The organism is Oscillospiraceae bacterium (genome assembly GCA_025757685.1).
In the GTDB taxonomy this organism is placed as follows: Bacteria; Bacillota; Clostridia; order Oscillospirales; family Acutalibacteraceae; genus CAG-217.
Genome location: CP107220.1, coordinates 984,225 through 997,383, shown reverse-complemented (window position 1 = coordinate 997,383; position 13,159 = coordinate 984,225). Strand labels below are relative to the sequence as shown.

The 13,159-nt window shown below is 54.9% G+C and carries 15 protein-coding genes and 1 rRNA gene; 13 read left to right on the top strand and 3 right to left on the bottom strand.

The window, feature by feature from the left end; genetic code table 11:
• The first annotated feature begins 8 nt into the window (after window positions 1–8).
• The 9 genes from yabP to OGM59_04550 all read left to right on the top strand — a co-directional run bounded on the left by yabP (window position 9) and on the right by OGM59_04550 (window position 8,334).
• On the top strand, window positions 9–281 hold the full coding sequence (gene yabP, locus OGM59_04590; protein ID UYI89990.1) for a sporulation protein YabP: 273 nt from the start codon (window positions 9–11) through the stop codon (window positions 279–281).
• Window positions 259–774: a spore cortex biosynthesis protein YabQ gene (locus OGM59_04585; protein ID UYI89989.1), complete on the top strand. Its 516-nt coding sequence runs from the start codon at window positions 259–261 to the stop codon at window positions 772–774. Before yabP ends, OGM59_04585 begins: the two co-directional genes overlap by 23 nt.
• Window positions 737–1,045, top strand: coding sequence for a septum formation initiator family protein (locus OGM59_04580; GenBank protein UYI89988.1), 309 nt, complete (start codon window positions 737–739; stop codon window positions 1,043–1,045). Before OGM59_04585 ends, OGM59_04580 begins: the two co-directional genes overlap by 38 nt.
• 82 nt (window positions 1,046–1,127) lie before the next feature.
• Window positions 1,128–1,970, top strand: coding sequence for a fumarate hydratase (locus OGM59_04575; protein UYI89987.1), 843 nt, complete (start codon window positions 1,128–1,130; stop codon window positions 1,968–1,970).
• A gap of 4 nt (window positions 1,971–1,974) precedes the next feature.
• Entirely contained in the window at window positions 1,975–3,090 is a 1,116-nt protein-coding gene (locus tag OGM59_04570) for a class I SAM-dependent RNA methyltransferase (protein ID UYI89986.1), read from the top strand.
• Window positions 3,091–3,101: 11 nt separating this feature from the next.
• Window positions 3,102–4,730 (top strand): phospho-sugar mutase, encoded by a 1,629-nt coding sequence (locus OGM59_04565; GenBank protein UYI91735.1) that lies wholly within the window; start codon window positions 3,102–3,104, stop codon window positions 4,728–4,730.
• A 2-nt stretch (window positions 4,731–4,732) separates the two neighbouring features.
• Complete coding sequence (locus tag OGM59_04560; GenBank protein UYI91734.1) at window positions 4,733–4,987, top strand: NifU family protein; 255 nt, start codon at window positions 4,733–4,735, stop codon at window positions 4,985–4,987.
• A 12-nt stretch (window positions 4,988–4,999) separates the two neighbouring features.
• Window positions 5,000–7,933 carry a glycosyl hydrolase-related protein gene (locus OGM59_04555; protein ID UYI91733.1) on the top strand — a complete coding sequence of 978 codons (2,934 nt, stop codon included), beginning with the start codon at window positions 5,000–5,002 and terminating at the stop codon, window positions 7,931–7,933.
• Window positions 7,930–8,334 carry a hypothetical protein gene (locus tag OGM59_04550; protein UYI91732.1) on the top strand — a complete coding sequence of 135 codons (405 nt, stop codon included), beginning with the start codon at window positions 7,930–7,932 and terminating at the stop codon, window positions 8,332–8,334. The genes OGM59_04555 and OGM59_04550 overlap by 4 nt, the downstream gene beginning before the upstream one ends.
• On the opposite strand, the gene OGM59_04545 is transcribed toward OGM59_04550, so the two are convergent.
• A complete protein-coding gene (locus tag OGM59_04545) occupies window positions 8,293–8,673 on the bottom strand; it encodes a putative ABC transporter permease (GenBank protein UYI91731.1) in 381 nt (126 codons plus the stop codon). The two genes, OGM59_04550 and OGM59_04545, sit on opposite strands and share 42 nt — an antisense overlap.
• A 32-nt stretch (window positions 8,674–8,705) precedes the next feature.
• Here OGM59_04545 and OGM59_04540 point away from each other — a divergent pair, with 32 nt between their 5' ends.
• The 4 genes from OGM59_04540 (at window position 8,706) to rrf (ending at window position 11,846) form a co-directional block, all read left to right on the top strand.
• Window positions 8,706–10,049 (top strand): HD domain-containing protein, encoded by a 1,344-nt coding sequence (locus OGM59_04540; protein ID UYI91730.1) that lies wholly within the window; start codon window positions 8,706–8,708, stop codon window positions 10,047–10,049.
• Window positions 10,050–10,183: 134 nt separating this feature from the next.
• Window positions 10,184–10,984: a sigma-E processing peptidase SpoIIGA gene (locus OGM59_04535; GenBank protein ID UYI91729.1), complete on the top strand. Its 801-nt coding sequence runs from the start codon at window positions 10,184–10,186 to the stop codon at window positions 10,982–10,984.
• Window positions 10,985–10,989: 5 nt separating this feature from the next.
• On the top strand, window positions 10,990–11,691 hold the full coding sequence (locus OGM59_04530) for a sigma-70 family RNA polymerase sigma factor (protein UYI91728.1): 702 nt from the start codon (window positions 10,990–10,992) through the stop codon (window positions 11,689–11,691).
• Between the two features lie 39 nt (window positions 11,692–11,730).
• Window positions 11,731–11,846: ribosomal RNA gene (gene rrf / locus OGM59_04525) — 5S ribosomal RNA — on the top strand.
• 47 nt (window positions 11,847–11,893) lie between these two features.
• On the opposite strand, the gene OGM59_04520 is transcribed toward rrf, so the two are convergent.
• Together OGM59_04520 and OGM59_04515 are read right to left on the bottom strand one after the other, a co-directional pair.
• Complete coding sequence (locus tag OGM59_04520; protein ID UYI91727.1) at window positions 11,894–12,103, bottom strand: DUF378 domain-containing protein; 210 nt, start codon at window positions 12,101–12,103, stop codon at window positions 11,894–11,896.
• A 79-nt stretch (window positions 12,104–12,182) separates the two neighbouring features.
• Window positions 12,183–13,136: a class I mannose-6-phosphate isomerase gene (locus tag OGM59_04515; GenBank protein UYI91726.1), complete on the bottom strand. Its 954-nt coding sequence runs from the start codon at window positions 13,134–13,136 to the stop codon at window positions 12,183–12,185.
• Window positions 13,137–13,159: the final 23 nt, after the last annotated feature.

Here is a 13,159-nt window from a genome sequence, read left to right as displayed (position 1 = left end):
ATTTTTTTATGGAACAGAAAAAGACGACCGGTCACAGCCTGACCCTGTGCGATCGGGAAAAGTTGACCCTTACCGGCGTGACCGATGTGGACGCTTTTAATGAAGAAGAAATCACGGTAATTACGGATTTTGGGGAATTGACAGTAAAGGGTGAGCTGCTGCATGTGGAGGCGTTGGACCTGGAGTGCGGCAGTATGCAGATCACCGGCAAGGTTACGGCGCTGCTCTATACCCAGCACCGGGAGGGCGGCGGATTGTTTGGCCGTCTGTTCCATGGTTAAGGCGCTATGGGCCTTTTTCCTATTGGGACTGGCGCTTTTCTTCTTCTATGATGTGCTGCGGTTTTGGCGCAGCGTGTGGGGGAGCAGGCGAGCGACATTTTTAGCGGATGTGCTATGGTGGTTGGTTGCCGCCTTTAGTTGCTATACGCTGTTTTTGGCCTACACCGACGGGGTGATCCGTGCCTTTTGTCTAGTGGTATGCGGCGGTGGTTTTGCCTGTGGATATTTTACGCTGGGTACGCTGACCGGGCACCTGTGGGCACGCCTGGGGAAGCGCTTGGCGGGCAAACGCAATAATCGGCGAAAAAAACGGAAAATCCTGCAAGAAAAAGCAAAAAAACTATTGCAATCCGCCTATAATATATTATATAATAAATTAAACGCACGAAAGCGAAAACGGAAAAGAAAAAGACATCTCGCAGCCACGGCTGCGCCGGAACAAAGAAGTGTTGAGTATGATTCAAAATTTGAAGAACTCCATGAAGCGGAGTAAGTACCTGCGCCTGCTTTTGGTGGTGCCTATGGTGGTGCTGTTTCTCTATTGCAGTGTGACTCTGGTGAATCAGTCTGCGGACATTAGCCGCATGCAAAAGCAAAAGCAGACCCTGACTGCCCAACTGGCTTCCGTCCAGCAGGAAAATGCCCGACTGGAAGAAGTGGTAGGCGCCGACAATAAGGATGACTACATCGAGCAAAAAGCCCGGGAGAAGGGCTATGTAAAAGGCGACGAGATCGTGTTTTACGATATTTCCGGCACGGAATAAACAGAACAAATACAAGGGGGCAGCAATCAGGTTAGTACTTTTTGCTGCGCCCTCTTTTTATTGCAAAAAGGTGGACAAGCGTATGAGAGAGATCAAAGCAGAAGTGGTCACCGCGGCGGTGCGGCAGCTGTGCATCACGGCCAATAAAGTGCTGCCGGAGGATCTGGTACAGTGTATCGGTTGTGCCCGCCGGACGGAGCCGAATTCCACGGCCAAGAGCATTCTCGGTGATTTAGAGAACAATTTGGCAGCAGCCAAAGAACTGGATCTGCCCATTTGTCAGGACACCGGTATGGCTGTTGTGTTTGCAGAAATTGGGCAGGATGTGCATATTGACGGCGACTTTGAGGCGGCGGTGCACGCCGGCGTATCTGCCGGCTATACGGACGGCCTGCTGCGCAAGAGCGTCGTGCGAGACCCGTTCTTTGACCGGGTAAATACCGGCGACAATACGCCTGCCGTGATCCACACCCGCCTGGTGCCAGGGGATCGGGTACGGCTGACAGTAGCACCTAAGGGCTTTGGCAGTGAGAATATGAGCGATTTGCGTATGTTTACCCCTGCCGCCACACGGCAGGACCTGGTGGATTACATTGTGGGCGTTGTGCAAAAGGCCGGCTCCAATCCCTGCCCGCCGGTGGTGATCGGCGTTGGAATCGGCGGCGATTTTGAAAAGTGCGCCCTGCTGGCGAAGGAGGCGCTGTGTCGCCCACTGTCCCGTCGCAATCCAAACCCGGACTATGCGGCGCTGGAGCAGGAGCTGCTGGAGAAGATCAACGCACTGGACATCGGGCCTCAGGGATTTGGCGGCCAAACCACAGCGCTGGGTGTAAATATTGAGACTTACGCCACCCACATTGCCGGGCTGCCGGTGGCGGTGAATGTAGGCTGCCATGTGACCCGGCACGCAACAAAGGAACTTTAATTTTATGGAATTACAAATGACTGCCCCCTGTCTACTGGGCCTGGAGGGCTTGGTGGCAGAGGAATTAAGACAAATGGACGCCCGGGAGGTGACCGCCGAAAACGGCCGGGTGTTCTTTAATGGCGACCAGGCCATGCTGGCCCGTGCCAATATCAACAGCCGCTTTGCGGAGCGGATCCTGATTGTGCTGGATCGCTTTACGGCGGTGACTTTTGAGGAACTGTTCCAGACGGTACGGCGATTGCCCTGGAGCGAGTTTATCGGCAGTACAGACACATTTCCTGTGAAAGGGTACTCTATTTCCTCTACCCTGCACAGTGTGCCGGATTGCCAAAAAATCATCAAAAAAGCTGTGGTAGAGAGCCTAAAAGAGGACTACCACATCAGCTGGTTTGACGAGACCGGCTCGGTGCACCAAATTCAGTTCTCCATACTGAAAGACCAGGTGACCATTATGCTGGACACCACCGGCACCGGCCTGCACAAGCGGGGCTACCGGCCGGAGAGCAATGCCGCTCCCATTCGGGAGACTTTGGCGGCGGCGTTGTGCAGCCTGTCCCGCCTGCGGCATTACCACACTTTGTATGATCCTTTTTGCGGCAGCGGCACGATTCTTATTGAAGGTGCCATGCTGGCAGCCAATGTGGCGCCGGGGATCAACCGTAATTTTGCCTGCGATCGCTGGGGCTTCGTGCCGGAGGCGGCCTGGAAGCAGGAGCGCGCCCGTGCCCATGAGAGCATTAAGACAGACATTGATTTCCGGGCGTTCGGGTCCGATTTGGACCCTCACGCCATTGAACTGACCGCCATCAATGCCAAGCGGGCCAGGGTGGGGCAGTACCTGCACCTGGACACGGCGGATATTGCCGATTTTAACCCCCAAACGGAGCGGGGCACCTTGGTGACCAACCCGCCCTATGGCGAGCGTATGCTGGATATTCGAGAGGCGGAACGGCTCTATCGCATAATGGGCGAGAAATTCAGTCCTCGCAAGGGCTGGAGCTACGGCGTCATTTCGCCGGATGAACAGTTTGAAAAGTGCTTTGGCCGCAAGGCGGATAAACGGCGCAAGCTGTATAACGGTATGATTAAATGCCAATTTTATATGTACTTTAAGTAAAGGATAATAGGATGAATTACAAAGAGATATACCGGCAGTGGCTTACCTTTGCCGACCCGGACACCAAGGCGGAATTGGAAAGCCTGACAGACGAAAAAGAGATCGAGGATCGGTTCTATAAGGACCTGGCCTTTGGCACCGGCGGCCTGCGGGGCATTATGGGTGCCGGGTCTAACCGGATGAACCGCTACACCGTAGGTAAGGCCACCCTGGGCCTTGCCAATTATTTGAAATCCACCGGCAAGGCGGACTTGAAAGTGGCTATCGCTTACGACTCCCGCAACAACTCGGCAGATTTTGCCAAGACGGCGGCGGGCATTTTTGCAAACTGCGGTTTGCAGGTGTATCTGTACGACCGGCTGGTGCCGGTGCCGGTGCTGTCTTTTACCACCCGGTATTTGCACTGTGACGCAGGGGTGATGATCACCGCCTCCCACAATCCCAAGGAATATAACGGCTACAAGGTGTATGACGCCAAGGGCTGCCAGCTGTGCACCGCAGACGCGGCGGCAGCACTGGATTACATTAACGCAGTAGACGATTACAATGCCATTCCTTTTTGCAGCGACCATGCAAATATCCATCCGGTAGGGGACAGGGAACTGGACGCCTTTATCGCTGCTGTGGAGCAACAGAGCCTATATACGCAGCCGTCGGATTTGAAGATCGTTTATACCCCGCTCCACGGCACCGGCAATGTGCCTGTGCGACGGGTGCTGCGGAATATGCATGTATCTGTGGTCAAGTCCCAGGAACTGCCGGACGGCAATTTTTCTACCGTGCGCAGTCCCAACCCGGAGGAAAAGGACGCCCTGACTTTGGCTATCGCGCAAGCAAAGGCAGAGGGAGCAGATTTGGTGCTGGGCACTGACCCGGACTGTGACCGTGTGGGCATTGCGGTGCGTGACGGCGACGATTATGTGCTGTTTACCGGCAACCAAACCGGCGCACTGCTGGTGCAGTTTGTACTGACCATGAAGAAAGCGCTGTTAAACGAAAAATCTACGCTGGTCAAGACCATTGTGACCAGTGATCTGGGCGCTAATATCGGTCGCAGTTTTGGTTTGCAGATTGAGGAGACCCTCACCGGGTTTAAGTATATCGGCGACAAAATCAATACTTACGAGCAGACCGGGGACAAGGAATTTGTCATCGGCTATGAAGAGAGTTACGGCTACCTGGTGGGTACCCACGCCCGGGATAAGGACGCGGTGGTGTCCGCTATGCTCATTTGCCAAATGGCCGCCTGGTATAAAAATCAGGGCAAGACTTTGGTGGACGCGCTGCATGCTGTTTATGAGAAATACGGCTACTATTTGGACGCGTTGGACAGCTTTGTGCTGAAGGGCAAGGACGGCGCCGAAAAGATCGGGGCGCTGATGCAGACTTTCCGCGCCGGCGGGGATCAAATGTTTGCCGGTGTGGAGCAGGTACAGGATTTTGCCAAGGGGATCGGTGATCTGCCTAAGGAAAATGTGCTGAAATTCCTGTTTACCGACGGCTCCTGGCTGGCGGTTCGCCCCTCCGGCACGGAGCCGAAGATCAAGGTGTACTACTCCATTGTGGATCCGGATAAAGCAGCCGCCCACAGCCGCCTGGCCGCCTTGCAGGCGCAGATCAAAGAGATGATCGGAGAATGAATATGACAGCGAAGAAAGAGGCCGTACAGGCGTATATAGACCGGGTGCTGGCGCCAAAGATTCAAGGCGACGGCGGCTGGGTAGAATTTATATCTTTAGAGGGTGACCGTTTGACCCTGCGCTTTCGGGGCGAGTGCTCCAAGTGCCTGATCCTTCACCGGTGCGTGGCATGGATTGAAGAGCAGCTGAAGGCGGATCTGCATTTGCAGCTGACGGTGGAGCCGGTGCGGAAGAAACCCTATTTTCAGGATCGTTAAGGAGGTGCAGGTATGGCACATATTAAAGTGGAACGGCGCTCTATGCGCCCGGAGGAGTGGACGGACCTGCGCTTCTGTTGGCTGAAACACTATATTTACAGCGAAAAGTGGGAGATCCAAAACCTGATGATTCGGGACGCCCGCCAGGTGGCGGAAATGGAATTCCAGTTCTATCCCGGTGAGCCACGGCCCTTAAAGCGGGGGGATATGTATTTCACCCCGGACGGTACCGCCTTTATGACGGCGGATGTGCAGGTGCCAAAGCACTTGCAGGGGCAGGAACTTTGGTTCTCTCTGAAAACAGCGGCAGAAATTTGCGTGAAGGTCAACGGCCGCTATGTTGGCGGCGTGGATCCTAACCGGGAGCGTATGCTGCTGTCGCCCTATGCGGATACCAGAGAGACCCTGCATTTTGAGATGATGGGCTATAACCGCTCCAAGCCGGATGATGAGCGTAACCCGGAGAGCCTGTCTGTTCGCGGTTGTCGCCAAATCTTTGAGGGCGCGTATCTGTGCACTGTGGATCACGCCGTGCAGAATTTGGTCTATGACTTTGAGCTGCTGCTGGATATTGCCGGCAGTGACCTGTTTAATGAAGATTACCGTTCGTTCCTGAACCGGGAGCTGAACAATGCCATGAACTGCCTGGACTTTACCGATGATGGTGTGACCGGTGTGGCAGCGTGCCAGGCGTATCTTAACGATGTGGTCTTTGCTAACGATACTTACAAAGGCGCCGGGGATGTGGCGCTGATCGCCCACAGTCACCTGGATATTGCCTACTACTGGCGGCGGATTCATGCGGTGCAGAAGAACTTGCGCACGGTGCTCATCCAGCTGCGGCTGATGGACCGCTACCCGGACTTTAAGTACACCCACACTCAGCCCTATGTGTATGAAACACTGGAGAAGTATTACCCGGATGTGTTTGCCGAATTGCAGGAGAAGGTGGCCCGGGGGCAATTCGAGCCGGTGGGGGCTATGTATGTGGAGCCGGACTGCAATATCCCAGCGGCAGAGAGTCTCATTCGTCAGTGTCTTTACGGCCAGCAGACCTATCAGCGTATGTTTGGCAAGCGAGTGAATAATGCTTGGCTGCCGGATGTGTTCGGCAATAGCTGGATTCTGCCGCAGATTTTGAAAAAATGCGGTGTGGACTACTTTGTCAGCAACAAAATGTCCACCTGGAATGATACCAATCGCTTCCCCCACAACAACTTTATTTGGCGGGGCATTGACGGCAGCAGCGTACTGGCTTGCGTGCCGCCCACCCACTTTATCACCTGGAACGCACCCTCCCAAATTCAGGCCAACTGGGAGGCGTATATTGATAAGGACACCGGCGGCCAGACGATGAATATGTTTGGCTACGGTGACGGCGGCTCCGGCTGCACGGAAGAGATGATCGAACTGATGCATCGGTTCTCCAAGGTGTCCGTACTGCCCAAGTGCACCCACATGGGCGGCGCCGAATTCCTGGAAAAGAATTTGAAGGACAACGAGAACTTGGAAACCTGGGACGGCGAGCTGTACCTGGAAATGCACCGGGGCACCTTTACCACCAAGAGCGACTTAAAGCGCGCCAATCGGCGGCTGGAAAATAAGTTCCGCTTGGCGGAAATGCTCACTGTGCTGCGTGGCGAGAATCGCACACCGGAGATCACGGCACTTTATAAGAAGCTGCTGATCAACCAATTTCATGATATTTTGCCCGGCTCCCATATTCACCCGGTGTTTCAGGACGCCATGGCGGATTATCGAGAGATTGAGACGGCGTTGGATGCCATAATCGGCACCGGAAACCGCTATTTTAACCCGCTGAACTTTACTTATGATGCCCTAACTTTTGTGGAAAACAAACGGGGTACCGCCACCCGTATGGGCAAGCGAGGCAACTGGCTGTTGCCCAATTTGGCACCCCTGGGCAGCGGCACCCTACGCAAGACCGCCTATCGCGGCGACTGGCTGCAAGTGGACGGTAATCGGGTGGAGACGCCTTTCTATACCGTTCGTCTGAATGAGGACGGCTCCGTTGCAAGCCTGTATGACAAGAAAATGCAGCGTGAGTGGGCAGACGGCGCCTTTAATAAACTGACTCTTTATGAGGATAAACCCGGCAACTATGACGCATGGGACATTCTGCCGAATTACAGAGACAAGCAAGTGCCCCTGACCGTGGCGCAGCCGCTGACTTTGATCGAGCAGGACAGCGAGAGCGTCACATTTAAGACCGTGCTGCAAACAGATCAATCCACCTGGACCCAGTACCTGCGGCTGTTCCGCAGAGACGGCGCCATTGAGGTGGAAAATCAGGTGGACTGGCAGGAGAAACATGTGTTGGCCAAAGTGCTGTTTGACTGCAATGTGCTGGCACGGCAGGCGCTGTGCGATACCTCCGCCGGTTATATTGCCAGGGACACCCACCGCAATACCACTTGGCAGCAGGCTCGCTTTGAGTGCTGCCACCACAAGTGGTGCGATCTCAGCGAGACGGACGGCGGCGTCGCCATTCTGAACGACGGGAAGTACGGCGTAGGCTTTTTGGAAAATCAGATCAGTCTGTCTCTGCTGCGCGCTCCCATTCGTCCGGATGTAACGGCGGATATGGGTCACCACAGCTTTTGCTACCGCATTGTGCCCCATGCCGGCGATCCGGTACTGGCGGGGATTAACCGCCGCGCGCTGCAATTCAACCAGCCGCCCATCAAGAGCGACGTGGCCTACAACGGCACGGACTTTGCGCCGCTTTATTTACAGGCCATGAAGTTTTCTGAGGATGGGAAGCGCATTGTGGTGCGCTTGAGCGAGCAGGACGGCCGCCGTGGCACCCTGCGCCTGCCCCGCAAGGTACAGGTGCTGAATATGCTGGAAGATGTGGAGCGGGAGACGGATTCCGTTGACTACACGCCCTTTGAAATTCTGACCCTGGGGTGGTCGGTAGAATGAGCGGCTGGCAAATTGCACTGATCGTTGCCGCCGTGCTGTTGATTGGCCTGGTGCTGCTGCCGGCATTTAACCGCTGGCAGGTGCGGCGCATGCCTGCGGATCAGCAAATTCTGCTGATTATGAAGCAAGCCAAGGGGCTGCATTACATTCGCAATGTATCCGGCGGCAAGCAGGGCTTTCTCTACTATGTAAAGAACAAGCGCAAAATTCTGGTTTATCCTTGGGTGTGCCGGGGTCGTGTGCGGGTCATTACCAAGAAAGACCCCTTTGACCGCTGGGACTACCCGGAGGAGCAGGCACCCTTGACCCGGGAGGAGCGGACGCAGGCACGGCAGGTGCTGGCAGACTATGCCCGGCGCTCAAATCAGCGGATCGTTTGGAATGACAAAACGGAACAGTAAAAAACTAAAGCCCAGCCAAATCAGCGTAAAGGGCAGGCAGATTTGGCCCCATAAATTCAGCGGCACCCGGCTGTAATCCCAAACGCCCATACCCAGCGCCCGGTTAAATACCAGGCCAAATACCAGTTCTATCCCGGTGATGATCCCGGCACCCATTAGGCACTTGAGCGCCAGCCGCAAATCCGGTTGCGTGCGCTCCAGGCAGTAAAAGGCTGCTAAGATGATCCCACCGGCAAAGAACATGGAGTAATGTGTGCGGCCCCGGTATACCAACTCTATGGTACAGTAGGCGGCGCCGCCGAACAGAAAGCGAAAAAGATAAAAGAAAAAATCAGTCATACCGTTAGCATACCCCTAAGGCAGGTGATTATTTGCAACTGGATAGAGAAGCCCGGCAGCTTTTAGATCTGCTGGAACAGGCAGGCTACCGCGCCTATGCGGTGGGCGGCTGCGTGCGGGACGCCTGTATGGGTCGGGCGTATGCGGATATTGATCTGTGCACCTCTGCACTGCCCCGGCAGACGGAGGCGGTGCTGGCAGCGGCCGGCATACGGTATATTGAGACCGGCTTACAGCACGGCACGGTCACCGCGGTCCTAAATGGCAAGACTTATGAGATCACCACCTTTCGTACCGACGGCAGCTATACGGACAGCCGCCATCCGGACGGGGTGACCTTTGTGCCGGAGGTGGAGACGGATCTGGCGCGCCGGGATTTTACCGTCAACGCCATGGCTTACCACCCGGTGAGAGGATTGGTAGATCCCTTTGGCGGCCAGGCGGATATGAAAGCGAAGTGCTTGCGGTGCGTGGGAGAGCCGCGCCTGCGGTTTACCGAGGACGCTCTGCGTATTCTCCGCGCCCTGCGCTTTGCTGCCGTTTTGGGCTTCACCTTGGAGGAAGAAACGGCAAAGGCTGCTTTTGAACTGAAAGAGCGACTCCACCTGGTGTCCGTCGAGCGGATCTATGTGGAGCTGAAAAAGTTGCTGCTTGGCGACTGGGCCTTTGATGTGCTGGTAGAATACAAAGAGATTATCGGTGTGGTGGTGCCGGAGTTGGTACCCGCTTTTGATTGCCCCCAGCAAAATCCATGGCATGTATACGATGTGTTTACCCACATTGCCAGGTCTGTGGAGGCGGCGCCTAAGGACGCGGACTTGCGGTTGGTCATGCTCTTTCACGACACCGGCAAACCGGCGTGCAAAACTACGGACGAAGAAGGCATTGACCACTTTTACGGTCATCCGACTGTCAGCGAACAGCTGGCAAAAGCGGCGCTGGAACGGTTGAAAGCAAGTCGAGCCAGTATGCAGCGTATTTTGCCTCTAATCCGTTACCACGACGGCCATATTTTAACGGACGAAAAGAGTATCAAGCGTTGGCTGAACCGGCTTGGCCAGGCGGGCACGCTGGATTTGATTGATGTTAAGACGGCGGACCTGGCGGCACAGAATTTGGCCCGTACCCAGCCGGAGATTGAGGAACTGTACCGGACTAAAGCGCTGCTGCGGCAGATCTTGGAACGGGGCGACGCCTTCGCTCTCCGGGATCTAGCCATCGGCGGCAAGGAATTACTGGCGCTGGGGTACCATGGCAAGGCCATCGGCGGAGCGCTGGATGCGCTGCTTTCCGGGGTAATTGCCGGAGAAGCAGAGAATGACCGGGCGGCACTGCTACAATATTTGGCGGCGCTGAACTTGCCCAAATCAGAATAATCCTTAATAAATAAGCGGACAAACCCTTTGCGAAATTTGGCGCAATTTTGGGGTTTGTCCGCTTTTTTTTGTTGCCCGGATATGACAAAATCGGCCTGCCTTGCCGGCTATACTGGGAGCAAGGGGGCGAGGGCGTGCAAGTGGTGTATGTGGATGTGTTGCTGGTGGTCAATTTCTTTATGACCCTTCTACTGTTGCTGCTGACGGCAGCGCTGACCAAGCAGCCTCGGCGGATCGTTCGATTGTGCATAGCCGCGATGCTGGGGGCGGCGTATAGCCTGATCTTGTTGGCGCCGAAGCTGCCCACCTGGGTAGTGGTGCTCTCTAAAATCGCCGTTGCGCTGGTACTTGTACTGGCAGCCTTTGGCTTTGGTTCCGTTAAGAAGTACCTGCGGTGCCTTCTGTGCTTCCTTGCTGCCAATTTTGTCCTGTTGGGCTTCATTGTAGGAGTGTGGTTGCTGTTTCGTCCGCGGCGTATTGTGGTGAAGAACAGCGCCGTCTATTTTGATCTGCCCGCCCGCACGCTGTTGTTGCTGGCTCTGGCGGCGTATGTGCTGGCGCTGCTGATCCTGCGGCTGTATGAGAAGCACGCCGGGCGCCGTGCGCTCTTGGAGCTGACCGTAGATACCGGGGCGCGCCAAGTGCGTTGCTTTGCTCTGGCAGACAGCGGCAACCGACTGCGTGAGCCATTCTCCGGCGCACCGGTGATCGTGGCTCGTCGCAGTTTGTTCCCGGATACGGAAACGCCTCGGGTGATCCCGTACCAAACGGTGGGTGGAGAGGGTATGCTTACTGCTTTTCGTCCCCATCGGGTAACGGTACATAGCGGCAAGCGGCGTGGCACAGTGGGGGAGGTGTATGTGGCACTGAGCGAGCATATTCAAAATGAGGACTACCAAGCGGTGGTCGATCCGAAAATTTTTTCCTGGGAGTGACAAGCATGTTTGCAAGAATTATGGACTGGTTGCGGCGACTGTTTCGCCGAGAGTGCCATTATATCAATGGGCCGGAGACTCTGCCGCCTCCCTTGACCCGTGAGGAAGAAGAAACGGTGATGAATGAACTGCGGGCTGGGGACAACACCCATCGGGAGCTTTTGGTGGTGCGCAATCTGCGGCTGGTGGTGTACATTGCCAAGAAGTTTGACAGCTGCCAAACCGCCACGGAGGATTTGGTGAGTATCGGCACCATTGGGCTGATGAAAGCGGTGCGCACCTTTGATCCCAATAAAAATATTAAACTGGCCACTTACGCCTCTCGCTGCATTGAAAATGAAATCCTCATGCACCTACGCAAGGTGTCCAATATGAAAACGGAAATGAGCTTTGATGAACCCCTTTCTGTGGACTGGGACGGGAATGAATTGACCCTAAGCGATGTGCTGGGTACAGAGCCGGATGCTGTGTCGGAGCTGCTGGAGGACGACGACGAAAAGCGGCTGCTGCGGGGGATCGTTCGGCGCTTGCCGGAGAAAGAGCGGCAGCTGATGGTGCAGCGATTCGGTTTGTTTGGCGCCCGGGTACATACGCAAAAGCAGTTGGCGGATCAAATGGGCATTTCTCAGTCTTATATTTCTCGGCTGGAAAAGCGCATTTTATCAAAGATCCGCAAGGAAATGCTGCGGGAATGTGCCAAATCTTAGTTGACAAACGGCTGCGTTTGTGGTACTCTATCTTACGCAGTCGGTGCTGATTGTGATGAGGGTCCACCCGTTCCCATCCCGAACACGGTAGTTAAGCTCATTCACGCTGACAATACTTGGAGGGCGACTTCCCGGAAAGATAAGTAGTGCCGACATAAAAACACGGTCCGTAGACAAAGCTATGGACCGTGTTTTTTTGCGCTTATTCTTCTGTGATCTTGCCCTTGCCAAACAGCAAGCTGATACACCACACGGCAGCAAGACCCACAATGGCATAGATAATTCGAGCAAAGATTGCGTCTTGCCCGCCGCAGATCCACGCCACAATGTCAAATTTGAATAGCCCGATGCTGCCCCAGTTGATCCCACCGATAATGGCTAGGATCAGTGCAATATTGTTGAGTACACGCATAAATTTCATCTCCAAAAAATTAAGTCATTGCTATCTTGCCCATAGCAATGACTTTTTATGCATGTTGCTGGATTTTCGGTTAAATAGAGGTGACAAGCAACTCTAATTGACCGCTGACGGCAAAGTTGCCGTACCCGGCAGGTACCAGGAAGCTGTCGCCTTTTTGCAGCAAACGGCCGTCAATGGTGCCGTTGCCGTCGGTGACTAAGATGTGCTGAAAGCTCTCTGTACCGGCAGTCAGTTGTACCGTGTCGCTGACGGCATAATGATAAACGGTGAACAGAGGGCAACGCGCCAGCAGTTGCCGGCTGCCGCCACCAATATTTTCTTTTTGCCCCATAGGCTGCGTATCGTATTTGGGCGGTTCCGGCACGGCTACATCCAGCGCTTTGGCTACATGCAGCTCCCGGGGCTTGCCGTCTGCGCCCCGCCGGTCATAGTCGTACACCCGGTAGGTCACATTGCTGTTTTGCTGAATTTCGGCGATCAGCGCGCCCTTGCCGATGGCGTGCACCGTGCCTGCTTCAATAAAGAATACATCGCCCTTGTGAATATCCACATGGTTGAGCACCTGCGGCAGCGTGTTGTTCTCAATGGCGGCTTTGAATGCTTCCTTACTGATCTTCTCCTTAAAGCCATAGATCAGCTGGGCGCCGGGGGCTGCGTCCAGCACATACCACATCTCGGTCTTGCCGAATTCGTTCTCCACACGGCGGGCATAGTCGTTATCCGGGTGCACTTGAATAGACAGGTTGTCCTTGGCATCAATCAGCTTAATGAGCACCGGAAAATAGGGGAATCGGGCGGCGTTGGTGCCGCAAAGCGCTTCTTTGCCCACGGACTCTACCACCTGCTCCAGAGGCTGACCGTCATAGCTGCCGCCGTCGATGGTGTTCATACCCGCCTGGTGGCAGGCAAGCATCCAGCCCTCTGCCAGTTTGGGCAGGTCACTTTGGAACCCTAAGTCCTCTCGCAGGCGCTGACCGCCCCAAATATAATCCTTAAAGATGGGCTGTAATTTTAAAATCTCCATAGTTGTTTCCTCTGTTTTTATTG